23 protein-coding genes and 2 pseudogenes are annotated in these 21,000 nt (G+C 42.2%); 16 read left to right on the top strand and 9 right to left on the bottom strand.

Annotation, left to right across the window (positions count from 1 at the left end; translation table 11 throughout):
* Complete coding sequence (locus B4W83_RS03890) at positions 1–1,365, bottom strand: aspartate kinase (RefSeq protein WP_000869641.1); 1,365 nt, start codon at positions 1,363–1,365, stop codon at positions 1–3.
* Positions 1,366–1,689: 324 nt separating this feature from the next.
* Here B4W83_RS03890 and B4W83_RS03875 point away from each other — a divergent pair, with 324 nt between their 5' ends.
* The 13 genes from B4W83_RS03875 (at position 1,690) to B4W83_RS03815 (ending at position 12,345) form a co-directional block, all read left to right on the top strand.
* A complete protein-coding gene (locus B4W83_RS03875; RefSeq protein WP_000400065.1) occupies positions 1,690–2,475 on the top strand; it encodes an enoyl-CoA hydratase in 786 nt (261 codons plus the stop codon).
* Between the two features lie 93 nt (positions 2,476–2,568).
* Positions 2,569–3,003: a fatty acid biosynthesis transcriptional regulator FabT gene (gene fabT / locus B4W83_RS03870; RefSeq protein ID WP_000386348.1), complete on the top strand. Its 435-nt coding sequence runs from the start codon at positions 2,569–2,571 to the stop codon at positions 3,001–3,003.
* The gene (locus B4W83_RS03865) at positions 3,003–3,977 is read left to right on the top strand and encodes a beta-ketoacyl-ACP synthase III (protein ID WP_000852944.1); all 975 of its coding nucleotides are present in this window, start codon (positions 3,003–3,005) and stop codon (positions 3,975–3,977) included. The genes fabT and B4W83_RS03865 overlap by 1 nt, the downstream gene beginning before the upstream one ends.
* 58 nt (positions 3,978–4,035) lie before the next feature.
* Positions 4,036–4,260 carry an acyl carrier protein gene (locus B4W83_RS03860; RefSeq protein WP_000257843.1) on the top strand — a complete coding sequence of 75 codons (225 nt, stop codon included), beginning with the start codon at positions 4,036–4,038 and terminating at the stop codon, positions 4,258–4,260.
* A 222-nt stretch (positions 4,261–4,482) separates the two neighbouring features.
* Complete coding sequence (gene fabK, locus B4W83_RS03855; RefSeq protein WP_000857438.1) at positions 4,483–5,457, top strand: enoyl-[acyl-carrier-protein] reductase FabK; 975 nt, start codon at positions 4,483–4,485, stop codon at positions 5,455–5,457.
* A complete protein-coding gene (fabD, locus tag B4W83_RS03850) occupies positions 5,450–6,370 on the top strand; it encodes an ACP S-malonyltransferase (RefSeq protein ID WP_000167658.1) in 921 nt (306 codons plus the stop codon). Before fabK ends, fabD begins: the two co-directional genes overlap by 8 nt.
* A 33-nt stretch (positions 6,371–6,403) precedes the next feature.
* Positions 6,404–7,135 (top strand): 3-oxoacyl-[acyl-carrier-protein] reductase, encoded by a 732-nt coding sequence (fabG, locus tag B4W83_RS03845; protein ID WP_000763053.1) that lies wholly within the window; start codon positions 6,404–6,406, stop codon positions 7,133–7,135.
* A gap of 21 nt (positions 7,136–7,156) precedes the next feature.
* On the top strand, positions 7,157–8,392 hold the full coding sequence (fabF, locus tag B4W83_RS03840; RefSeq protein ID WP_000774063.1) for a beta-ketoacyl-ACP synthase II: 1,236 nt from the start codon (positions 7,157–7,159) through the stop codon (positions 8,390–8,392).
* A 2-nt stretch (positions 8,393–8,394) separates the two neighbouring features.
* Positions 8,395–8,880, top strand: a complete 486-nt coding sequence (accB, locus tag B4W83_RS03835; protein ID WP_001052244.1) for an acetyl-CoA carboxylase biotin carboxyl carrier protein — start codon at positions 8,395–8,397, stop codon at positions 8,878–8,880.
* Positions 8,877–9,299, top strand: a complete 423-nt coding sequence (gene fabZ / locus B4W83_RS03830; RefSeq protein ID WP_000565515.1) for a 3-hydroxyacyl-ACP dehydratase FabZ — start codon at positions 8,877–8,879, stop codon at positions 9,297–9,299. The genes accB and fabZ overlap by 4 nt, the downstream gene beginning before the upstream one ends.
* 11 nt (positions 9,300–9,310) lie before the next feature.
* The gene (gene accC / locus B4W83_RS03825; RefSeq protein ID WP_000488684.1) at positions 9,311–10,678 is read left to right on the top strand and encodes an acetyl-CoA carboxylase biotin carboxylase subunit; all 1,368 of its coding nucleotides are present in this window, start codon (positions 9,311–9,313) and stop codon (positions 10,676–10,678) included.
* A 36-nt stretch (positions 10,679–10,714) separates the two neighbouring features.
* Positions 10,715–11,581: an acetyl-CoA carboxylase, carboxyltransferase subunit beta gene (gene accD / locus B4W83_RS03820; RefSeq protein ID WP_001173359.1), complete on the top strand. Its 867-nt coding sequence runs from the start codon at positions 10,715–10,717 to the stop codon at positions 11,579–11,581.
* Positions 11,578–12,345: an acetyl-CoA carboxylase carboxyl transferase subunit alpha gene (locus tag B4W83_RS03815; protein ID WP_001017387.1), complete on the top strand. Its 768-nt coding sequence runs from the start codon at positions 11,578–11,580 to the stop codon at positions 12,343–12,345. The genes accD and B4W83_RS03815 overlap by 4 nt, the downstream gene beginning before the upstream one ends.
* 266 nt (positions 12,346–12,611) lie before the next feature.
* Here the strand turns inward: B4W83_RS03815 and nusB are convergent, their stop codons facing one another.
* The 6 genes from nusB to gatC all read right to left on the bottom strand — a co-directional run bounded on the left by nusB (position 12,612) and on the right by gatC (position 17,342).
* Positions 12,612–13,037: a transcription antitermination factor NusB gene (nusB, locus tag B4W83_RS03810; RefSeq protein WP_000203641.1), complete on the bottom strand. Its 426-nt coding sequence runs from the start codon at positions 13,035–13,037 to the stop codon at positions 12,612–12,614.
* The gene (locus tag B4W83_RS03805) at positions 13,030–13,419 is read right to left on the bottom strand and encodes an Asp23/Gls24 family envelope stress response protein (protein ID WP_000510576.1); all 390 of its coding nucleotides are present in this window, start codon (positions 13,417–13,419) and stop codon (positions 13,030–13,032) included. Before B4W83_RS03805 ends, nusB begins: the two co-directional genes overlap by 8 nt.
* Before the next feature lie 21 nt (positions 13,420–13,440).
* On the bottom strand, positions 13,441–14,001 hold the full coding sequence (gene efp, locus B4W83_RS03800) for an elongation factor P (RefSeq protein ID WP_000568643.1): 561 nt from the start codon (positions 13,999–14,001) through the stop codon (positions 13,441–13,443).
* A 130-nt stretch (positions 14,002–14,131) separates the two neighbouring features.
* The gene (gatB, locus tag B4W83_RS03795) at positions 14,132–15,574 is read right to left on the bottom strand and encodes an Asp-tRNA(Asn)/Glu-tRNA(Gln) amidotransferase subunit GatB (RefSeq protein ID WP_001008685.1); all 1,443 of its coding nucleotides are present in this window, start codon (positions 15,572–15,574) and stop codon (positions 14,132–14,134) included.
* Positions 15,574–17,040: an Asp-tRNA(Asn)/Glu-tRNA(Gln) amidotransferase subunit GatA gene (gene gatA, locus B4W83_RS03790; RefSeq protein WP_000143715.1), complete on the bottom strand. Its 1,467-nt coding sequence runs from the start codon at positions 17,038–17,040 to the stop codon at positions 15,574–15,576. The genes gatB and gatA overlap by 1 nt, the downstream gene beginning before the upstream one ends.
* Positions 17,040–17,342, bottom strand: coding sequence for an Asp-tRNA(Asn)/Glu-tRNA(Gln) amidotransferase subunit GatC (gatC, locus tag B4W83_RS03785; RefSeq protein ID WP_000705410.1), 303 nt, complete (start codon positions 17,340–17,342; stop codon positions 17,040–17,042). Before gatC ends, gatA begins: the two co-directional genes overlap by 1 nt.
* A 212-nt stretch (positions 17,343–17,554) precedes the next feature.
* Between gatC and B4W83_RS03780 the strand changes: the two genes are divergently transcribed.
* The 3 genes from B4W83_RS03780 (at position 17,555) to B4W83_RS03770 (ending at position 20,338) form a co-directional block, all read left to right on the top strand.
* Positions 17,555–19,099 carry a peptide chain release factor 3 gene (locus B4W83_RS03780; protein WP_001025442.1) on the top strand — a complete coding sequence of 515 codons (1,545 nt, stop codon included), beginning with the start codon at positions 17,555–17,557 and terminating at the stop codon, positions 19,097–19,099.
* Positions 19,100–19,852: 753 nt separating this feature from the next.
* Entirely contained in the window at positions 19,853–19,951 is a 99-nt protein-coding gene (locus tag B4W83_RS13310) for a hypothetical protein (protein ID WP_001810144.1), read from the top strand.
* A 150-nt stretch (positions 19,952–20,101) separates the two neighbouring features.
* Positions 20,102–20,338, top strand: a complete 237-nt coding sequence (locus tag B4W83_RS03770; RefSeq protein ID WP_255209663.1) for a glycosyltransferase — start codon at positions 20,102–20,104, stop codon at positions 20,336–20,338.
* Between the two features lie 26 nt (positions 20,339–20,364).
* On the opposite strand, the pseudogene B4W83_RS12295 reads toward B4W83_RS03770, so the two are convergent.
* Positions 20,365–20,505: pseudogene (locus tag B4W83_RS12295) on the bottom strand (helix-turn-helix domain-containing protein); the annotation flags it as partial.
* A gap of 4 nt (positions 20,506–20,509) precedes the next feature.
* A pseudogene (locus B4W83_RS13305) lies at positions 20,510–21,000 on the bottom strand (IS630 family transposase); the annotation flags it as partial.

Raw genomic sequence — 21,000 nt, 5'->3', positions numbered from 1 at the left:
TTAATCTTCCTTACTTTCTCCGAAAAAGGCATTGTAGAGGGCTTTGATTGCTGCTTTCTCTTGGTCTTTATTGACAACAAACATAATAGAAACTTCACTAGAACCTTGAGACATCATCTGGATGTTGATCTTGTTTTCAGATAGAGCGCGAGTTGCAGTAGCAGTGACACCAATATGGCTCTTCATTTTTTCTCCAACAATCATAATGATTGAAAGGTCGTGTTCGATTTCTGCATGGTCTACTTCAGCCTTTTGAACCAACTGACGCAGGATTTCTTCTTCCTTGATAGGAGTTAGTTCGCGAGAACGGAGGATAATCGAAAGATCGTCGATACCAGTTGGCATATGTTCCCAACCGATGTTAAGATCTTCAAGGATTTGAAGAACCTTGCGTCCGAATCCAACCTCACGGTTCATGAGGTATTTCGACATGTTAATGCTGACAAAGCCTGAGTCACCAGCAATTCCCACAACTGGAAATTCATCACTACTGTGTTTTAGAACGATACGAGTACCTGGATGGTCAGGGTTGTTGGTATTCTTGATAACGAGAGGAATTTTTCCACGGTAGGCAGGTAGAAGGGCTTCGTCATGAAGGACTGAGAATCCTGCATAGGCCAACTCACGCATTTCACGGTAGGTCAACTCAGGGATTGAGTGTGGTTGGTGAATGATTCCAGGGTGGGCTGCAAAGATACCATCAACGTCTGTAAAGTTTTCATAGAGATCGGCCTTAACACCGGCAGCAATGATAGAACCTGTAATATCCGATCCTCCACGGGAGAAGGTACAGATTTGATTTTCCTTGGTAACACCAAAGAAACCAGGAATGACAAGGACTTCATTTGTATTTGTCAATTCCTCAATCTTGTCATAACTTGATGGAATGATGCGAGCGTGACCAGGTTCACTTGTGACCACAATACCAGCTTCTCTAGGGTGCACATAGCGTGCATCGATCCCGTTTTGATTAAAGTAGGCAGCAATCAATTTAGCATTGTTGTTTTCACCGGCTGCTAGGAAAGTGTCGTAGAGAAATTCATTTTCTTCGATAGGAAGAGTGGCCAAGGCGCGAATGCTTTTGGAAATTTTTTCTAGCACAGCTGGTTTTAGTCCTAGTTCACTAACCATAGCAGCATAGCGGTCGATAATCCAGTTTTGGCTCTTGCTAATATCGTTACCAGCAACATAGTCGCGGTAGTATTTAATTAAGGCATCCGTAACCTTAGTATCTTCAGCATTGCGTTTACCAGGCGCAGAGACGACTACAAAACGACGCTCTGGATCGCTTTTAACGATGTTTAAAACTTTTTCTAATTGACCAGCAGAGGCAAGAGAGCTACCTCCAAATTTAACAACTTTCATAAGAACTCCTAAAGTAAGTATTTTATACGATTATAGCAGAAAGAAAGCCTTTTTTCAATGAAGAAAATAAGATGCTTTATAGGATAAAGCGAGCCTTTCCAATCGGCTGAGACACTTTCAGTCAATTTTTTCTTGCTTTCTGTTCCTAAAAAAGATATACTTTGAAAATAAAATAATTCAATACTCAATGAAAATCAAAGAGCAAACTAGGAAGCTAGCCGTAGTCAGCTCAAAGCACTGCTTTGAGGTTGCAGATGGAAGTTGACGTAGTTTGAAGAGATTTTCGAAGAGTATAAACTTCTTATAAAATAAAAAGGAGTCCAGATGGAACATATTATTTATCAGCTTGAAGAGGATTTGGCAATTATTACTTTAAACCGTCCTGATGTCGCTAATGGTTTCCATATTCCCATGTGTGAGGAGATCTTAGAAGCCTTGACTCTGGCAGAAGAAAATCCAGCTGTGCATTTTATCTTAATCAATGCCAATGGAAAGGTCTTCTCAGTTGGGGGAGATTTGGTAGAGATGAAGCGGGCAGTGGATGAGGATGATATTCCATCATTGACAAAAATCGCAGAGTTGGTCAATACGATTTCTTATAAAATCAAGCAAATAGCCAAACCTGTTTTAATGGAAGTTGACGGTGCTGTTGCAGGTGCCGCAGCGAATATGGCTGTTGCGGCAGATTTCTGTTTGGCGACGGATAAGGCTAAGTTTATCCAAGCCTTTGTTGGTGTTGGTTTGGCTCCAGATGCAGGGGGAATTCATCTCTTGAGCCGCAGTATCGGTGTGACGCGTGCTGCTCAATTAGCTATGACAGGAGAGGCTTTAACGGCAGAAAAAGCCCTAGAATGGGGGTTGGTTTACCGCGTTTCTGAAGCTGAAAAACTTGAAAAGACGAGAGAACAGCTTCTTAAAAAATTAAGACGTGCTTCAAGTAATTCCTATGCTGCCATTAAGAAGTTGGTTTGGGAGAGCCAGTTTAAAGACTGGCAGGGTTACGCTACTTTAGAACTGAACCTACAGAAATCCTTAGCTCAAACAGAGGATTTCAAAGAAGGAGTGCGAGCTCATTCGGAGAGAAGAAGACCTAAATTTACAGGAAAATAAAAAATACTTGCATCATTCTTTGAATTTTGATATAATTCTTTCTGTCAAATGTTTTGATTGTAAAATTTTTTTGAAGAAGGAGGGATATGAAAAATGGACTACCAACGAATCAATGAATATTTAACATCTATATTTAACAATGTCCTTGTAATTGAGGAAGTGAACTTGAGAGGTAGTCGTTTTAAGGATATCTCCATCAAAGAAATGCATACGATTGATGTCATCGGTAAGGCTCCAGATGTGACTCCAAGTCAAGTGTCAAAAGAGTTGATGGTAACTCTTGGAACTGTTACGACAAGTTTGAACAATTTAGAGCGTAAGGGATACATTGAGCGAGTTCGGTCAGAACAGGATCGTCGTGTGGTGCATCTGCATTTGACAAAGAAGGGGCGCTTGATCCATAGACTGCATAAACGCTTCCACAAGGCCATGGTAGAAAAAATTATTGATGGCATGAGCGAGGAAGAAATTGATGTTATGAGCAAAGGGTTGACTAATCTTTACCAATTTTTGGAGGATTTGAAATAATGGCTTTTGCAAAAATAAGCCAGGTTGCTCATTATGTGCCAGAGCAAGTGGTTACAAATCACGACTTGGCTCAGATTATGGATACCAATGATGAGTGGATTTCAAGTCGAACGGGAATACGACAAAGGCATATTTCAAGAACAGAATCTACCAGTGATTTGGCTACGGAAGTTGCTAAGAAACTGATGGCAAAAGCTGGAATAATAGGAGAGGAACTGGATTTTATCATCCTAGCTACCATTACTCCAGATTCGATGATGCCCTCTACAGCTGCTCGTGTTCAAGCTAATATTGGTGCTAATAAAGCCTTTGCTTTTGACTTAACCGCGGCTTGCAGTGGATTTGTATTTGCTCTTTCAACTGCTGAAAAGTTTATCGCTTCTGGTCGCTTTCAAAAAGGCTTGGTGATTGGTAGTGAAACCCTCTCTAAGGCAGTCGATTGGTCGGATCGATCAACAGCTGTGTTGTTTGGAGATGGTGCTGGTGGTGTCTTGTTAGAAGCTAGCGAGCAAGAGAATTTCTTAGCTGAGAGTCTCAATAGCGATGGAAGTCGCAGTGAGTGTTTAACTTATGGGCATTCAGGTTTGCATTCTCCATTTTCAGATCAAGAAAGTGCAGATTCATTTTTGAAGATGGATGGACGCGCAGTCTTTGATTTTGCCATTCGAGATGTAGCCAAGTCTATCAAGCAGACTATTGAAGAATCTCCTATAGAGGCGACAGACTTGGATTATCTGCTATTGCATCAGGCTAATATCCGTATTTTGGATAAGATGGCTAGAAAAATTGGTGTTGACCGAGACAAACTTCCAGCCAATATGATGGAATATGGCAATACCAGTGCAGCCAGTATCCCGATTTTACTTTCAGAGTGTGTAGAACAAGGTCTCATCCCTTTAGATGGTAGCCAGACTGTTCTTCTATCAGGCTTCGGTGGAGGCTTGACCTGGGGCACGCTCATTCTTACAATTTAGGTAATCATGTGGTGAACACATTGTTATAAAAAACTATTTATTTTAAAGGAGTCCTATCATGGCAGTATTTGAAAAAGTACAAGAAATTATCGTTGAAGAACTTGGAAAAGATGCATCAGAAGTAACACTTGAATCAACTTTTGATGATTTGGACGCTGATTCATTGGACTTGTTCCAAGTAATCTCAGAAATCGAAGATGCTTTTGATATCCAAATCGAAGCAAAAGATGACTTGAAAACAGTTGGTGACTTGGTTGCCTACGTTGAAGAGCAAACAAAATAATACTCAATGAAAATCAAAGAGCAAACTAGGAAGCTAGCCGCAGGCTGTACTTGAGTACGGCAAGGTGACGCTGACGTGGTTTGAATTTGATTTTCGAAGAGTATAAGCAGAATATAGATAGAAGGAGTAGGGAAACCCGCTCCCTCTTGTTTAGGTAATAGTTTGATTGTCAAATTATGACAGTATCGAACTATTACGTAAGCAAGAAACGATGGAGGCACTATGAAAACGCGTATTACAGAATTATTGAACATTGATTATCCTATCTTTCAAGGAGGAATGGCTTGGGTTGCTGATGGTGATTTGGCAGGGGCTGTTTCTAAAGCTGGAGGACTAGGGATTATCGGTGGGGGAAATGCCCCGAAAGAAGTTGTCAAGGCAAATATTGATAAGATCAAATCATTGACGGATAAACCCTTTGGTGTCAACATCATGCTCTTGTCTCCCTTTGTGGAAGATATTGTAGATCTCGTTATCGAGGAAGGTGTTAAGGTAGTGACAACAGGTGCAGGAAATCCTGGTAAATACATGGAACGTTTCCATGAAGCTGGGATAATCGTTATTCCTGTCGTTCCTAGTGTTGCTTTAGCTAAACGCATGGAAAAAATCGGTGCAGACGCTGTTATTGCAGAAGGAATGGAAGCTGGGGGGCATATCGGTAAATTAACAACCATGACCTTGGTGCGACAGGTAGCCACAGCTGTATCTATTCCTGTTATTGCTGCAGGAGGAATTGCGGATGGTGAAGGTGCTGCGGCTGGCTTTATGCTAGGTGCAGAGGCTGTACAGGTGGGGACACGGTTTGTAGTTGCAAAAGAGTCGAATGCCCATCCAAACTACAAGGAGAAAATTTTAAAAGCAAGGGATATTGATACTACGATTTCAGCTCAGCACTTTGGTCATGCTGTTCGTGCTATTAAAAATCAGTTGACTAGAGATTTTGAACTGGCTGAAAAAGATGCCTTTAAGCAGGAAGATCCTGATTTAGAAATCTTTGAACAAATGGGAGCAGGCGCCCTAGCCAAAGCAGTTGTTCACGGTGATGTGGATGGTGGCTCTATCATGGCAGGTCAAATCGCAGGGCTTGTTTCTAAAGAAGAAACAGCTGAAGAAATCCTAAAAGATTTGTATTACGGAGCAGCTAAGAAAATTCAAGAAGAAGCCTCTCGCTGGGCAGGAGTTGTAAGAAATGACTAAAACAGCCTTTTTATTTGCTGGTCAAGGTGCCCAGTATCTAGGGGTGGGACGGGATCTCTATGATCACTACCCTATTGTCAAAGAAACGATTGATCGAGCGAGTCAGGTGCTCGGTTATGATTTGCGTTATCTCATCGATAGGGAAGAAGACAAACTCAATCAGACCCGCTATACGCAACCAGCCATTCTAGCGACTTCGGTTGCTATCTACCGTTTATTGCAAGAAAAGGGCTATCAGCCTGATATGGTTGCTGGTTTATCTCTTGGAGAATACTCTGCCTTGGTGGCAAGCGGCGCCTTGGATTTTGAAGATGCGGTTGCCTTGGTAGCTAAGCGTGGAGCCTATATGGAAGATGCGGCTCCTGCTGACTCTGGCAAGATGGTAGCAGTTCTCAATACGCCAGTAGAGGTCATTGAAGAAGCCTGTCAAAAAGCTTCTGAACTTGGAGTGGTTACTCCAGCCAACTATAACACATCTGCACAAATCGTCATTGCTGGAGAAGTGGTTGCAGTTGATCGAGCGGTTGAACTTTTGCAAGAAGCAGGTGCCAAACGCTTGATTCCTCTTAAGGTGTCAGGTCCCTTTCACACCGCTCTCCTTGAGCCAGCTAGCCAGAAACTAGCTGAAACTCTAGCTCAGGTAAGTTTTTCAGATTTTACTTGTCCCCTAGTCGGCAATACAGAAGCTGCTGTGATGCAAAAAGAGGACATTGCTCAGCTCTTGACGCGTCAGGTCAAGGAACCCGTTCGTTTCTATGAAAGTATTGGGGTCATGCAAGAAGCAGGCATAAGCAACTTTATCGAGATTGGACCGGGGAAAGTCTTGTCAGGCTTTGTTAAAAAAATTGATCAAACTGCTCACTTAGCTCATGTGGAAGATCAAGCGAGTTTAGTAGCACTTTTAGAGAAATAGGCTAAAATAAGTAGAAGTTTTGAAAGGAAAAAAATGAAACTAGAACATAAAAATATCTTTATTACAGGTTCGAGTCGTGGAATTGGTCTTGCCATCGCCCACAAGTTTGCTCAAGCAGGAGCCAACATTGTCTTAAACAGTCGTGGGGCAATCTCAGAAGAATTGCTCGCTGAGTTTTCAAACTATGGTATCAAGGTGGTTCCCATTTCAGGAGATGTATCAGATTTTGCAGACGCTAAGCGTATGATTGATCAAGCTATTGCAGAACTGGGTTCAGTAGATGTTTTGGTCAACAATGCAGGGATTACCCAAGATACTCTTATGCTCAAGATGACAGAAGCAGATTTTGAAAAAGTGCTCAAGGTCAATCTGACTGGTGCCTTTAATATGACACAATCAGTCTTGAAACCGATGATGAAAGCTAGAGAAGGTGCTATCATTAATATGTCTAGTGTTGTTGGTTTGATGGGGAATATTGGTCAAGCTAACTATGCTGCTTCTAAGGCTGGCTTGATTGGCTTTACCAAGTCTGTGGCACGTGAAGTTGCTAGTCGGAATATACGAGTCAATGTGATTGCTCCAGGAATGATTGAGTCTGATATGACAGCTATCTTATCAGATAAGATTAAGGAAGCTACACTAGCTCAGATTCCGATGAAAGAATTTGGGCAGGCAGAGCAGGTTGCAGATTTGACAGTATTTTTAGCAGGCCAAGATTATCTAACTGGTCAAGTGGTTGCCATTGATGGTGGCTTAAGTATGTAGCGAAAGCTAGAGGTGAAAAGAATGAAACTAAATCGAGTAGTGGTAACAGGTTATGGAGTAACATCTCCAATCGGAAATACACCAGAAGAATTTTGGAATAGTTTAGCAACTGGGAAAATCGGCATTGGTGGCATTACAAAATTTGATCATAGTGATTTTGATGTGCATAATGCGGCAGAAATCCAAGATTTTCCGTTCGATAAATACTTTGTAAAAAAAGATACCAACCGTTTTGATAACTATTCTTTATATGCCTTGTATGCAGCCCAAGAGGCTGTAAATCATGCCAATCTTGATGTAGAGGCTCTTAATAGGGATCGTTTTGGTGTTATCGTTGCATCTGGTATTGGTGGAATCAAGGAAATTGAAGATCAGGTACTTCGCCTTCATGAAAAAGGGCCCAAACGTGTCAAACCAATGACTCTTCCAAAAGCTTTACCAAATATGGCTTCTGGGAATGTAGCCATGCGTTTTGGTGCAAACGGTGTTTGTAAATCTATCAATACTGCCTGCTCTTCATCAAATGATGCGATTGGGGATGCCTTCCGCTCTATTAAGTTTGGTTTCCAAGATGTGATGTTGGTGGGAGGAACAGAAGCTTCTATCACACCTTTTGCCATCGCTGGTTTCCAAGCCTTAACAGCTCTCTCTACTACAGAGGATCCAACTCGTGCTTCGATCCCATTTGATAAGGATCGCAATGGGTTTGTTATGGGTGAAGGTTCAGGGATGTTGGTTCTAGAAAGTCTTGAACACGCTGAAAAACGTGGAGCTACTATCCTGGCTGAAGTGGTTGGTTACGGAAATACTTGTGATGCCTACCACATGACTTCTCCACATCCAGAAGGTCAGGGAGCTATCAAGGCCATCAAACTAGCCTTGGAAGAAGCTGAGATTTCTCCAGAGCAAGTAGCCTATGTCAATGCTCACGGAACGTCAACTCCTGCCAATGAAAAAGGAGAAAGTGGTGCTATCGTAGCTGTTCTTGGTAAGGAAGTACCTGTATCATCAACCAAGTCTTTTACAGGACATTTGCTGGGGGCTGCGGGTGCAGTAGAAGCTATCGTCACCATCGAAGCTATGCGTCATAACTTTGTACCAATGACAGCTGGGACAAGTGAAGTATCAGATTATATCGAAGCTAATGTCGTTTATGGACAAGGCTTGGAGAAAGAAATTCCATACGCTATTTCAAATACTTTTGGTTTTGGAGGCCACAATGCAGTTCTTGCTTTCAAACGTTGGGAGAATAGATAAGTATGAATTTAAACGATATTAAAGACTTGATGACTCAATTTGACCAGTCAAGTTTGAGAGAATTTTCTTATAAAAATGGGACGGATGAGTTGCAGTTTAGCAAGAATGAAGCGAGACCTGTGCCTGAAGTTGCAACTCAAGTCGCTCCAGCACCCGTTCTAGCAACACCGAGTCCAGTAGCTCCTACATCTGCTCCAGCAGAGACTGTAGCAGAAGAAGTTCCAGCTCCAGCTGAAGCAAGTGTGGCTACTGAGGGAAATCTTGTAGAGAGTCCACTTGTTGGAGTGGTTTACTTGGCTGCTGGACCAGATAAACCTGCCTTCGTTACAGTTGGTGATAGTGTCAAAAAAGGTCAAACATTGGTCATTATCGAAGCCATGAAAGTCATGAATGAAATCCCAGCTCCTAAGGATGGTGTGGTAACGGAAATTCTCGTTTCTAACGAAGAAATGGTTGAGTTTGGTAAAGGATTGGTACGAATCAAATGATCGATATTCAAGGAATCAAAGAAGCCCTTCCCCACCGTTATCCTATGCTCCTAGTGGATCGTGTCTTGGAAGTGAGCGAGGATACCATCGTTGCCATAAAAAATGTGACCATCAACGAGCCTTTCTTTAACGGTCACTTTCCTCAATACCCAGTTATGCCAGGTGTTCTGATCATGGAAGCCTTGGCGCAAACAGCTGGTGTGTTGGAGTTGTCAAAACCTGAAAATAAAGGAAAACTGGTCTTTTACGCTGGTATGGATAAGGTCAAATTCAAGAAGCAAGTTGTACCAGGCGACCAATTGGTTATGACAGCGACTTTTGTAAAACGTCGTGGCACCATAGCCGTGGTTGAAGCAAAGGCTGAAGTGGATGGCAAGCTTGCAGCTAGTGGTACTCTTACCTTTGCAATTGGGAACTAAGGAGGTTCTCCATGTTTCGAAAAATTTTAATTGCCAATCGTGGTGAAATTGCGGTTCGTATTATCCGTGCGGCGCGTGAATTGGGGATTGCGACCGTAGCAGTCTATTCAACTGCTGATAAGGAAGCCCTTCATACGCTTTTGGCAGATGAAGCGGTTTGTATCGGTCCTGGTAAGGCAACTGAGTCTTATCTCAATATTAATGCGGTTCTATCAGCTGCAGTCTTGACTGAGGCAGAAGCCATTCACCCCGGTTTTGGGTTTCTCAGTGAAAATTCCAAATTTGCAACTATGTGTGAAGAAGTGGGCATCAAATTTATCGGTCCATCTGGTCATGTTATGGATATGATGGGGGACAAAATCAATGCGCGTGCTCAGATGATTAAGGCTGGTGTGCCTGTTATTCCAGGTTCAGGTGGAGAAGTGCATAACTCTGAGGAGGCCTTGATTGTTGCTGAAAAAATTGGCTATCCTGTTATGCTCAAGGCTTCAGCAGGTGGTGGTGGTAAAGGGATTCGTAAGGTTGAAAAACCAGAAGACCTTGTTTCAGCCTTTGAAACTGCCTCTAGTGAAGCCAAGGCCAATTATGGCAATGGTGCCATGTACATAGAACGGGTTATCTATCCAGCTCGTCACATCGAGGTTCAAATTCTAGGAGATGAACACGGAAATGTAATCCACTTGGGGGAACGGGATTGTTCTCTACAACGGAACAACCAAAAGGTTTTGGAAGAAAGTCCTTCGATTGCAATCGGGAAAACGCTGCGTCATGAAATCGGTTCTGCTGCTGTTCGAGCGGCGGAGTCTGTTGGCTATGAAAATGCAGGGACCATTGAGTTTCTTCTTGATGAAGCCAGTGGCAATTTCTATTTCATGGAAATGAATACTCGTGTACAAGTAGAACATCCAGTAACAGAATTTGTTTCAGGTGTGGATATCGTTAAGGAACAGATTCGCATTGCGGCAGGTCAACCTCTGTCTGTTAAGCAAGAAGATATTGTCCTACGCGGTCATGCCATCGAGTGTCGTATCAATGCAGAAAATCCAGCCTTTAACTTTGCTCCAAGTCCAGGTAAGATTACTAATCTCTATCTACCAAGTGGTGGAGTTGGCTTGCGCGTGGATTCAGCAGTTTATCCAGGTTATACCATTCCGCCTTATTATGATAGTATGATTGCCAAAATCATCGTACACGGTGAAAACCGTTTTGATGCCTTGATGAAAATGCAACGTGCCCTCTATGAATTAGAGATTGAAGGGGTGCAGACCAATGCAGATTTCCAGCTTGACCTCATTTCAGATCGCAATGTCATTGCTGGAGATTACGATACTTCCTTCTTAATGGAAACCTTCTTACCCAAATATCAAGAAAAAGAATAAAATGACTTCAAGAGTTTAAACCGAAAAGGGGAATCAATGGCTCTATTTAGTAAAAAAGATAAGTATATTCGAATCAATCCCAATCGTTCGGTTAGGGAAAAACCTCAAGCTAAGCCAGAGGTTCCAGATGAATTATTTTCCCAGTGTCCAGGCTGTAAGCATACCATCTATCAGAAGGATCTGGGAAGTGAGCGTATCTGTCCACATTGTAGCTACACCTTTCGTATTTCTGCCCAAGAACGCTTGGCTTTGACGATTGATATGGGAACCTTCAAGGAATTGTTTACAGGGATTGAAAGCAAGGATCCCTTGCATTTCCCTGGTTATCAAAAGAAACTAGCAACTATGCGTGAAAAAACAGGTCTGGATGAAGCCGTTGTGACAGGAACAGCTCTTATAAAAGGTCAGACTGTGGCTCTTGGGATTATGGATTCCAACTTTATCATGGCTTCTATGGGTACGGTTGTAGGTGAAAAAATCACTCGTTTGTTTGAGTATGCGACTGTCGAAAAATTGCCAGTTGTCCTCTTCACAGCCTCTGGTGGAGCCCGTATGCAGGAAGGAATCATGAGTCTCATGCAGATGGCCAAGATCTCTGCAGCAGTTAAACGGCATTCAAATGCTGGTCTCTTTTACTTGACCATTTTGACAGATCCAACGACAGGTGGTGTGACAGCTTCTTTCGCTATGGAAGGTGATATCATTCTGGCTGAACCACAGAGCTTGGTCGGTTTTGCTGGGCGTCGTGTCATTGAAAATACGGTTCGTGAAAGCTTGCCTGAGGATTTCCAAAAGGCAGAATTCCTATTGGAACATGGCTTTGTGGATGCTATCGTTAAAAGAAGAGACTTGCCAGATACCATTGCTAGCCTAGTCAGATTGCATGGAGGGAGTTCTAGATGAATATTGCAAAAATAGTCAGAGAAGCGCGTGAGCAGAGTCGCTTGACAAGCTTGGACTTTGCGACAGGCATTTTTGATGAATTTATCCAATTACACGGTGACCGTTCTTTTCGTGACGATGGTGCAGTTGTTGGTGGTATCGGCTGGCTTGGAGACCAAGCTGTAACAATGGTTGGTATCCAAAAAGGCAAGAGTTTACAAGATAATCTCAAGCGGAATTTTGGTCAACCGCATCCAGAAGGCTACCGCAAGGCCCTACGGTTGATGAAACAGGCTGAAAAGTTTGGCCGTCCAGTTGTGACCTTTATCAATACAGCAGGTGCCTATCCTGGTGTCGGTGCGGAAGAACGCGGTCAAGGAGAAGCTATCGCTCGCAATCTCATGGAAATGAGTGATCTGAGAGTTCCTATTATCGCTATCATTATCGGTGAAGGTGGTTCAGGTGGGGCTTTGGCTCTAGCAGTCGCAGACCGTGTTTGGATGCTGGAAAATTCTATTTATGCTATTCTCAGTCCAGAAGGCTTTGCTTCCATTCTATGGAAGGATGGCAGTCGTGCCATGGAAGCAGCAGAACTGATGAAAATCACTTCACACGAACTGTTAGAAATGGACGTAGTAGACAAGGTGATTTCTGAAGCAGGACTTTCTAGCAAAGAACTGATTAAGAATGTTAAAAAAGAACTCCAAGCTGAGCTAGCTCTACTTTCACAAAAACCGTTAGAAGCGTTGTTGGAAGAGCGCTATCAACGGTTTAGAAAATACTAATACTCTTCGAAAATCAAATTCAAACCACGTCAGCTTCGCCTTGCCGTATATATGTTACTGACTTCGTCAGTTCTATCCACAACCTCAAAACCGTGTTTTGAGCAGCCTACGGCTAGCTTCCTAGTTTGCTCTTTGATTTTCATTGAGTATAATTCTTTAGAATACGCAAAAACTAGAACTGACTGCCAGTTCTAGTTTTTATGTGGTTCTTACTCTGTGCAGAGGGGAAAGTCAAAAGGTGCCTGGAAGACCAAACACCTTTTTGATTATTCATTTTCTTCAGTTACAAATTGACTAAGCAATCCATTGATAAAACGGGCTGATTTTTGATCTGAAAAATTCTTGGCAAGTTCAATGGCTTCATTGACTGCTACCAGCTGAGGTGTATCAAATGATGTGATTTCAAAGATACCCAAGCGTAGTAAGTTTTTTTCGACCAAAGTCAAACGTTCAACTGTCCAGCCTGACTTGAGGTGCTGGTTGATTTGTTTATCCAACTCTTCTTTTTGAGCTTGGATACCAGAAACCAAGTTTAGAAGAAAGGCTGGGATTTGCACATCTGCATCTTCACGGTCATGTGTGTAGGCAAAGCGACAAGCCGTTTCCATATCTGTACCGAATTCAAGGCTCATAAGAGCTTGAAAAGCGCATTTACGAAGTTCGCGTCTAGATTCTAATAATGGACTAGTCATTGAGGAAGTCCTCGTTAAATAGATCTTTCAACTCAGGTTTTGGTGTTTTATCTGGAACGATTCCTGTAACATGGATATTGACAGCAGAAAGTTCCACATCAGCCATATCATGGACAGCATCTTTGACCGCTTTTTGAATAGCAAGAGCCACTTTTGGTACTTTCACACCGTACTCAAGGTAGAGGTAGATGTCAGCAGTTAGTTCTTCATTGCTTTCTTTTAAGTAGACACCACGACCAAGAGAGAGTTTTGATAGGGTGTCAGATACGGATTTATTTGAAAATGAGTGGACACCCTCAACTTTAGCAGTTGCGATGGCAATAATTTTTTCAAGTACACGTGGAGCGATAACGATTTCGCCAAATTGTTCTTCAATTCCCATAGAATGACCTCTTTCTAGAGATTAGGCACGAGAAACGTAAGTTCCTTCTGCAGTGTTGATGATCAATTTTTGTCCAGCTTCGATGAAGTCAGGAACGTTGACAACAAGTCCAGTTTCCATAGTTGCTGGTTTACCAGAACCTGTAACAGTAGCACCTTTGATAGATGGTTGTGTTTCAGCAACTGTCAATTCAACAGTAGTTGGTACAGTTACACCGATTACTTCAGTTCCGTAGAATTGGATTTTCACATCAGAGTTTTCAAGGATGTAAAGCAACTCATTTTCAACATTTACGACTGGTATTTCGTATTGGTCGTAAGTTTCAGTGTTCATGAAGTAGGCAGTTTCATCCATTTTGTACAAGTATTGAGCTGGAACAGTTTCGATAATAGCTTGTTCGAATTTTTCTTCTGGACGGTAGCTTGTATCAAATGTAGAACCAGTACGGACATCACGCAATTTCATACGCATGATTGTGTTCCCTTTACCTGGTTTGTGGTGGCTAGCTTCCAAAACGCGGATCAATTTTCCGTCTGCAGTTTCAAATGTCATACCAGCTTTCAATTTGCTTGCTTCAATCATGTTTTTACCTCTTTAATAAATATTATTACTCTTCATTTTACCATAAAATCTTCTGGAAATAAAGCCAAAATAGTTATTGGGAGATGGTAGGGGAGAAAAAACCAACCTCAAGGCTGGTTTCTTTTACATATTAATCTTCTTTCAACTTCGCCAATTCCTGTGCAAGTAGTTTAAGGGCAACTTGTGGGTTGGCTTGGCCTTTGGTTGCCTTCATAAGGAATCCTGTAAAGGCCTTGTCGGCGTTACGTTTGCCTGACTTGAAGTCGGCAACAGCAGCTTCGTTATCGGCAAAGACTTGGTGGATGATTGGGATCAAGATAGCTGGATCTGAAATTTGAACCATACCTGCTTTTTCCACGTATTCACGCGCGCCACCGCCATTTTTAGCTAGATGGACAAAGACTTTCTTGGCAATCTTAGATGAAATAGTACCGTCTTCGATGATGGCAATCATTTCAACCAAGTTTTCTGGTGTCAATTCGATTTGTTCCAGTGTTTTACCTTCAGCATTCAAGAACTGAGCGACTTCCCCTTGGAGCCAGTTAGAGACTTGTTTGGCATCACCACCTAGGGCAACAGCTTTTTCAAAGAAGTCAGAAGTGACTTTATTAGCAGTCAACTGACTAGCATCGTAGTCTGATAAACCAAGGTCAGATACATAACGCGCACGACGTTCTTTTGGAAACTCTGGCAACTCAGTCCGCATTTCCTCAATCCACTCGTCAGAAATTTCAAAGAGGGGTAGGTCTGGTTCTGGGAAGTAGCGGTAGTCAGCAGCCCCTTCCTTGACACGCATGAGGATGGTTGCTTTATTCGCTTCATCGTAACGGCGTGTTTCTTGGCGGATTTGACCACCTGAGCGAAGAATTTCAGCCTGGCGTTGGACTTCGTATTCAAGACCTTTACGAACGTTTGAGAAGGAGTTGAGGTTCTTCAATTCAGTCTTGGTACCGAATTTCTCTTGACCATAAGGACGAAGGGAGATGTTGGCATCCACACGCATCGAACCTTCCTCCATCTTAACGTCAGAAATGCCAGCGTACTGGATAACTTCCTTGAGGGCTGTCAGATAAGCATAGGCTTCTTCAGGAGAACGCATATCTGCCTCAGATACAATCTCAATCAAGGGAACCCCTTGGCGGTTGAGGTCAACATAAGAGTAGCCATCTGTACCATGGGTGTTTTTACCAGCGTCTTCCTCTAGGTGGGCACGTTCGATACCGATTTTCTTGGTCGTACCGTCTTCTAGTTCGACTTCAATCCAGCCATTATATCCGATTGGTTCATCAAATTGAGAAATTTGGTAGGCTTTGGGGTTATCAGGATAGAAGTAGCTCTTGCGGTCAAAGTGCATCTTTTTGTGGATGTCCATGTTGAGGGCAAGAGCAGCCTTGATTCCGGCATCGACAACCCCTTTATTGAGAACTGGCAGAACTCCTGGGAAAGACCAGTCAATCACGTTAGTGTTGGCATTTTGATCATTTCCGAAGTGGGCAGAAGTAGGTGAGAAGATTTTTGAATTGGTGTTGAGCTCTACGTGGACTTCAAGTCCGATGACTGTTTCAAAGTTCATTAGTTGTCACCTCCAAAAATCTCGGGTTGTTGTTTGTGGTAGTCTGTTGTTGCTTCAAAAGCAGCAGCAGCTTGGTAAATGGTTTCCTCAGAGTACTTGGGACCAATCAATTGGAGTCCGACAGGTAGACCTTGAGAGAATCCAGCAGGAATCGAAATTCCAGGAAGTCCTGCCAAGTTTACAGGTATGGTCAATAGGTCGGCTAAGTACATGGCAACTGGGTCATGGTTGAGAGAATTCAAGTCATAGGCAACACTTGGAGCAGTTGGACCCAAAATCAAATCATAATCCGCGAAGACTTTTTCGAAATCTTGAATGATAAGTGTACGGACCTGTCCAGCCTTCTTGTAGTAGGCATCGTAGTAACCTGATGAAAGACTGAAAGTACCCAGCATGATACGGCGCTTCACTTCTTCACCAAAACCTTGGCTACGGCTGTTTACATAGATTTCATCAAGATTAGTCGCATCTTCTGCGCGGTAGCCGTAACGGATACCGTCAAAACGTTGCAAGTTTGATGAAGCTTCTGATGAAGCGATGATGTAATAAACGGCAACACCGTATTTAGAGTGAGGAAGGCTGACTTCTTCGACGATAGCACCCAATTTTTCAAAGTGTTTGGCCGCGTTTAAGATTGTTTCCTTAACCTCTGGATCAATTCCTTCGCCTAGGTATTCCTTAGGCAAAGCAATTTTCATGCCCTTGATGTCTTGGCCGATTTTTGAAGTAAAGTCGGCGATGCGGACAGGAGCAGAAGTAGAGTCTTTAGCATCTTCGCTGGCAATAGCGTTGAGCAAGAGGGCATTTTCCTTAACAGTTGGTGCGAAAGGTCCGATTTGGTCTAATGAGCTACCGAAGGCAATGAGACCGAAACGAGAAACTGTTCCGTAGGTTGGTTTGAGACCAACGATCCCGTTGAAGGCAGCAGGTTGGCGGATGGAACCACCCGTATCAGAACCAAGTGACAAGGGGACTTGTCCTGAGGCTACAGCTGCAGCTGAACCACTTGATGAACCACCAGGAACCTTGCTGTGGTCCCAAGCATTTTTAGTTGCTCCGTAGTGAGAAGTCTCACCAGAACCACCCATGGCAAATTCGTCCATGTTAGTTTTTCCTACGACAATCATGCCCTTGGCTTTTGCATTAGCAACCGCAGTTGCATCAAAGATCGGCTCGTAGTTGTAGAGCATTTTTGAGGCAGCGGTTGTGAGAATACCGTCTGTAGAGATGTTATCCTTTACTGCAAGCGGAATTCCTGAAAGGACATTATCAGTGTCAATTCCAGCTTCATCAATGGCTTTAGCTTGAACAAGAGCTTGCTCTTCAGCGATGGTAACAAAAGCGTTGATAGCTGTCTCGCGAGACTTGATATCTTCAAGCGTAGCTTGTGTTAATTCTGTTGCAGAAATTTCCTTAGAGACAAGGAGATTGTGCAAGTCTTCAATGGTTTTATTGTTGAAAGTCATTAGGCATCTCCTCCATCGTCTAGGATAGCTGGTACCTTGATATAGTAGTTGTCTTTTTCAGGTACGTTTTTAAACAAGCGATCACGGTCTGTTCCTTCTTCAGCCACATCAGGGCGGAGTACGGTCTTGCGGTCAGCCATGGTCGTAGTAGGTGCGACACCAGTTGTGTCAACTTCGTCCAGCAATTCAACCATGTCAACAATTTTAGACAAGGTCGTTGCAAAGGCAGCAGTTTCTTCTTCAGAGAATTTTAATTTTGAAAGATTGGCAACGTGTGTTACCTCTTCTTGCGTAATTTTCATCTTACATCCTTTCGTGAAATGATGATTTTTAGTCTGTTCTATTTTACCATATTTTCCTATAAATAAGGGAGGGGGAAGTGAAAAGAAATAGAAATTGAAAAAAATGCTAAAATCCGATATAATGGAGTGTTGAAAGGAATGGTAAAATCCAATGTAAAAATCATTCTTAGCTATTGAAACAAGAAAAATAGAGAATCAAAGAAAGAGAACTTATGAATATTCAAGAAGAAATTAAGAAACGTCGTACCTTTGCCATCATCTCTCACCCAGACGCGGGGAAAACAACCATCACTGAGCAGTTGCTCTACTTTGGGGGCGAGATTCGTGAGGCTGGTACCGTAAAAGGAAAGAAAACAGGGACTTTTGCCAAGTCTGACTGGATGGATATCGAGAAGCAACGTGGGATTTCGGTTACTTCATCTGTGATGCAGTTTGACTACGATGGCAAGCGCGTGAATATCCTTGACACACCAGGGCATGAGGATTTCTCAGAAGATACCTATCGTACCTTGATGGCGGTGGATGCTGCGGTCATGGTCGTGGACTCTGCCAAGGGTATCGAGGCGCAGACAAAGAAATTGTTTGAAGTTGTCAAACACCGTGGTATTCCAGTCTTTACCTTTATGAACAAGCTAGACCGTGACGGTCGTGAGCCACTGGACCTCTTGCAAGAATTGGAAGAAGTCTTGGGTATTGCGAGCTATCCGATGAACTGGCCAATCGGGATGGGGAAAGCTTTTGAAGGGCTCTATGACCTCTATAACCAACGCTTGGAACTTTACAAGGGGGATGAGCGTTTTGCCAGTTTAGAAGATGGGGACAAGCTTTTTAGCAGCAATCCTTTCTACGAGCAGGTAAAAGATGATATTGAACTTTTAAATGAAGCTGGAAATGAGTTTTCAGAGGAAGCTATCCTTGCTGGAGAATTGACACCTGTCTTCTTCGGTTCGGCTTTGACAAATTTTGGTGTGCAGACCTTCCTTGAGACTTTCCTTAAGTTTGCTCCAGAACCACATGGACACAAGAAAACAGATGGCGAAATTGTGGATCCTTACGACAAGGATTTTTCAGGATTTGTCTTTAAAATCCAAGCCAATATGGACCCTCGTCACCGTGACCGCATTGCCTTTGTCCGTATCGTATCTGGTGAATTTGAGCGCGGTATGAGTGTTAACCTGCCTCGTACTGGTAAGGGGGCTAAACTGTCGAATGTGACTCAGTTTATGGCGGAAAGTCGTGAGAATGTAACCAATGCCGTGGCAGGTGATATCATCGGGGTTTACGATACAGGTACTTATCAGGTTGGTGACACTTTGACAGTTGGAAAAAACAAGTTTGAGTTTGAACCGCTGCCAACCTTTACTCCTGAAATTTTCATGAAAGTATCTGCTAAGAACGTTATGAAACAAAAATCTTTCCACAAGGGAATCGAGCAATTGGTGCAAGAAGGAGCTATTCAGCTTTATAAGAATTACCAAACAGGCGAGTACATGCTGGGAGCTGTTGGTCAACTTCAGTTTGAAGTCTTTAAGCACCGTATGGAAGGCGAGTACAATGCAGAAGTGGTCATGAGCCCAATGGGTAAAAAGACCGTTCGTTGGATTAAACCTGAGGACTTGGATGAACGCATGTCATCAAGCCGCAATATCTTGGCTAAAGACCGTTTCGACCAATCAGTCTTTCTCTTTGAAAATGACTTTGCTCTCCGTTGGTTTGCGGACAAGTATCCAGATGTAGAGTTGGAAGAGAAGATGTGACTCAGTACCAACAATTGGAACTAAAGTTCCTAATTGTTGGACGCTAGTCGCTATTTGGCGAACTAGCTAATTGCCTCACTAACTGAGTTTTACAAATGGAATTGATTTGTAAAACTCAGTGTCGTAGTTCAGTAAATTTATTTGATTGTGTAACAATCTAAGTAACTAACGAGTCTGGGACAAAAGTCTAACCTTAAATATAAAAAGCGAACAAAACAAGTTATCTGACACTCAGAATTCTGTTTTGTTTGCTTTTTTGTCTAATCTATCGATTTTAAAAACTTATAATAAAGAATTCATAAAATCAAAATCTTTTTGTCCCAGACTCTAGGCGCTCCACTAGTAAAGTTTTACGAATAATATCGATTCGTAAAACTTTACGTCGTAACTGGTAGTGAGCGGTCTAGCTAACTGCCTCACTAACTACGTTTGGCAAATAGAATCGATTGGTCAAACTACGTGTCGTAGTATAACAATCGGCTTACCTAAACGCTTCACTAGGAAAAATCCACGAATAATATTGATTCGTGGATTTTTCCGTTGTAGCAGAAAGTAGGTAGCCTAGCTAACTGCCTTACTAACTACGTTTGGCAAATGAAATCGATTTGTAAAACTCCGTGTCGTAATGTAAAAATTGTAAACCGTAATGGGACTTCATCTAAAATCTCCACTGGTATGGTTTTACGAACGAATAGGCGAAAATAATGGTTACGTAGAAACATATGATGGGAATAAAAAGAAATGAGATAAAGAGTGAAAGAAGAGAAAAAAGCGATTGTCTTAGGTGCAGATAATGCTTATATGGATAAAGTTGAAACAACAATAAAATCTCTTTGTGTTCATCTATTATAATCTTAAGTTTTATGTTTTTAATGATGACCTTCCGCGAGAATGGTTCCAATTGATGGAAAAAAGACTAGAGACTTTGAATAGTGAGATTGTGAATGTTTAGATTGACAGTAGTATTCTGAAAGGTTATCGTCTCCCCTTTGAGGGACTTTCATATGCGGCTTTTTTAGGTATTTTATTCCAAAGTATGTAAGCGAGTCTCGTGTACTGTATTTGGATTTAGATATTGTTGTAAGAAAATCGATAGATGAGCTGTGGGATTTGGACTTGACGGATATACCCTTAGCTGCAGTTAGAGATGATTTTTATACACATAATTTTAATTCTGGTGTTCTGTTAATCAACAATGGTATGTGGAGAGCAGAAAATGTCACGCAAGACCTGATTTAAGACACAAATAAAAAATCTTCCAATTCTCTGTTTCCGTGTCTGAAGGTTTCTTTTCCTTTCTGTTGATAGACTAGTAGCAGACGATTGATTTGTCTTTCAGAAAGATTAAGTTCGACACAGGCTTGTTTCTTTGTTTTCTTTCCTTGGGCAATAGCTGTTATAGTCATTTAGTTTTAAAAAGCGTTCCAAACATTCAAAAATAGTTGGGACTTCCCTTAATAAATCTGTTACTTTCTTTTTTCAAGATAGCCCAAGCTTGCTCAATAGGATTCAAATCTGGTGAATAAGGCGGTAGAGGTAAGAAAAAGTGTTTATCTTGGATGCAGAGTTCATCCAAAATGTTCTTGGGATCAAAACTAGCATTGTCCATGATAATAACACGAGGTGTCTTCAAAGCAGGTAGAAGTTGCGTTTTGAATCACTCCCCAAAGAAATCGCTTGTCCTGCTGTTCTTGTAAATCATGGGAGCTATAAACTCTCCGTCTACTTGTCCTGCAACAATTGAAGTTCGCTCAAAACGACGTCCGCTAATCTTTTCATAGACTTTCTCCCCTCTAGGAGCCCCTGCATAAGGACGATAGAGGTAACGGTCGATTCCTGTTTCATCAATATATACGATTGGTAAATCGTTTAGGTTATCCAAAATATCAAGAAACTCAGCG

The organism is Streptococcus pseudopneumoniae ATCC BAA-960 = CCUG 49455, assembly GCF_002087075.1.
GTDB classification, from domain to species: domain Bacteria; phylum Bacillota; class Bacilli; order Lactobacillales; family Streptococcaceae; genus Streptococcus; species Streptococcus pseudopneumoniae.
The sequence above is the reverse complement of the archived record's forward strand: the minus strand, read 5'-3'. Positions and strand labels throughout refer to the sequence as shown.

Bases quoted from the DNA above. Each gene is read 5' to 3' on its own strand.
- fabD (WP_000167658.1), top strand. From the start codon at position 5,450: ATGACTAAAACAGCCTTTTTATTTGCTGGTCAAGGTGCCCAGTATCTA.
- B4W83_RS03875 (WP_000400065.1), top strand. From the start codon at position 1,690: ATGGAACATATTATTTATCAGCTTGAAGAGGATTTGGCAATTATTACT.
- accD (WP_001173359.1), top strand. From the start codon at position 10,715: ATGGCTCTATTTAGTAAAAAAGATAAGTATATTCGAATCAATCCCAAT.
- gatB (WP_001008685.1), bottom strand. From the start codon at position 15,574: ATGAACTTTGAAACAGTCATCGGACTTGAAGTCCACGTAGAGCTCAAC.
- fabZ (WP_000565515.1), top strand. From the start codon at position 8,877: ATGATCGATATTCAAGGAATCAAAGAAGCCCTTCCCCACCGTTATCCT.
- fabG (WP_000763053.1), top strand. From the start codon at position 6,404: ATGAAACTAGAACATAAAAATATCTTTATTACAGGTTCGAGTCGTGGA.
- B4W83_RS03890 (WP_000869641.1), bottom strand. From the start codon at position 1,365: ATGAAAGTTGTTAAATTTGGAGGTAGCTCTCTTGCCTCTGCTGGTCAA.
- efp (WP_000568643.1), bottom strand. From the start codon at position 14,001: ATGATTGAAGCAAGCAAATTGAAAGCTGGTATGACATTTGAAACTGCA.
- B4W83_RS03780 (WP_001025442.1), top strand. From the start codon at position 17,555: ATGAATATTCAAGAAGAAATTAAGAAACGTCGTACCTTTGCCATCATC.
- fabK (WP_000857438.1), top strand. From the start codon at position 4,483: ATGAAAACGCGTATTACAGAATTATTGAACATTGATTATCCTATCTTT.
- B4W83_RS03815 (WP_001017387.1), top strand. From the start codon at position 11,578: ATGAATATTGCAAAAATAGTCAGAGAAGCGCGTGAGCAGAGTCGCTTG.
- accB (WP_001052244.1), top strand. From the start codon at position 8,395: ATGAATTTAAACGATATTAAAGACTTGATGACTCAATTTGACCAGTCA.
- B4W83_RS03860 (WP_000257843.1), top strand. From the start codon at position 4,036: ATGGCAGTATTTGAAAAAGTACAAGAAATTATCGTTGAAGAACTTGGA.
- fabT (WP_000386348.1), top strand. From the start codon at position 2,569: ATGGACTACCAACGAATCAATGAATATTTAACATCTATATTTAACAAT.
- accC (WP_000488684.1), top strand. From the start codon at position 9,311: ATGTTTCGAAAAATTTTAATTGCCAATCGTGGTGAAATTGCGGTTCGT.
- B4W83_RS03865 (WP_000852944.1), top strand. From the start codon at position 3,003: ATGGCTTTTGCAAAAATAAGCCAGGTTGCTCATTATGTGCCAGAGCAA.
- fabF (WP_000774063.1), top strand. From the start codon at position 7,157: ATGAAACTAAATCGAGTAGTGGTAACAGGTTATGGAGTAACATCTCCA.
- nusB (WP_000203641.1), bottom strand. From the start codon at position 13,037: ATGACTAGTCCATTATTAGAATCTAGACGCGAACTTCGTAAATGCGCT.
- gatC (WP_000705410.1), bottom strand. From the start codon at position 17,342: ATGAAAATTACGCAAGAAGAGGTAACACACGTTGCCAATCTTTCAAAA.
- gatA (WP_000143715.1), bottom strand. From the start codon at position 17,040: ATGACTTTCAACAATAAAACCATTGAAGACTTGCACAATCTCCTTGTC.
- B4W83_RS03805 (WP_000510576.1), bottom strand. From the start codon at position 13,419: ATGGGAATTGAAGAACAATTTGGCGAAATCGTTATCGCTCCACGTGTA.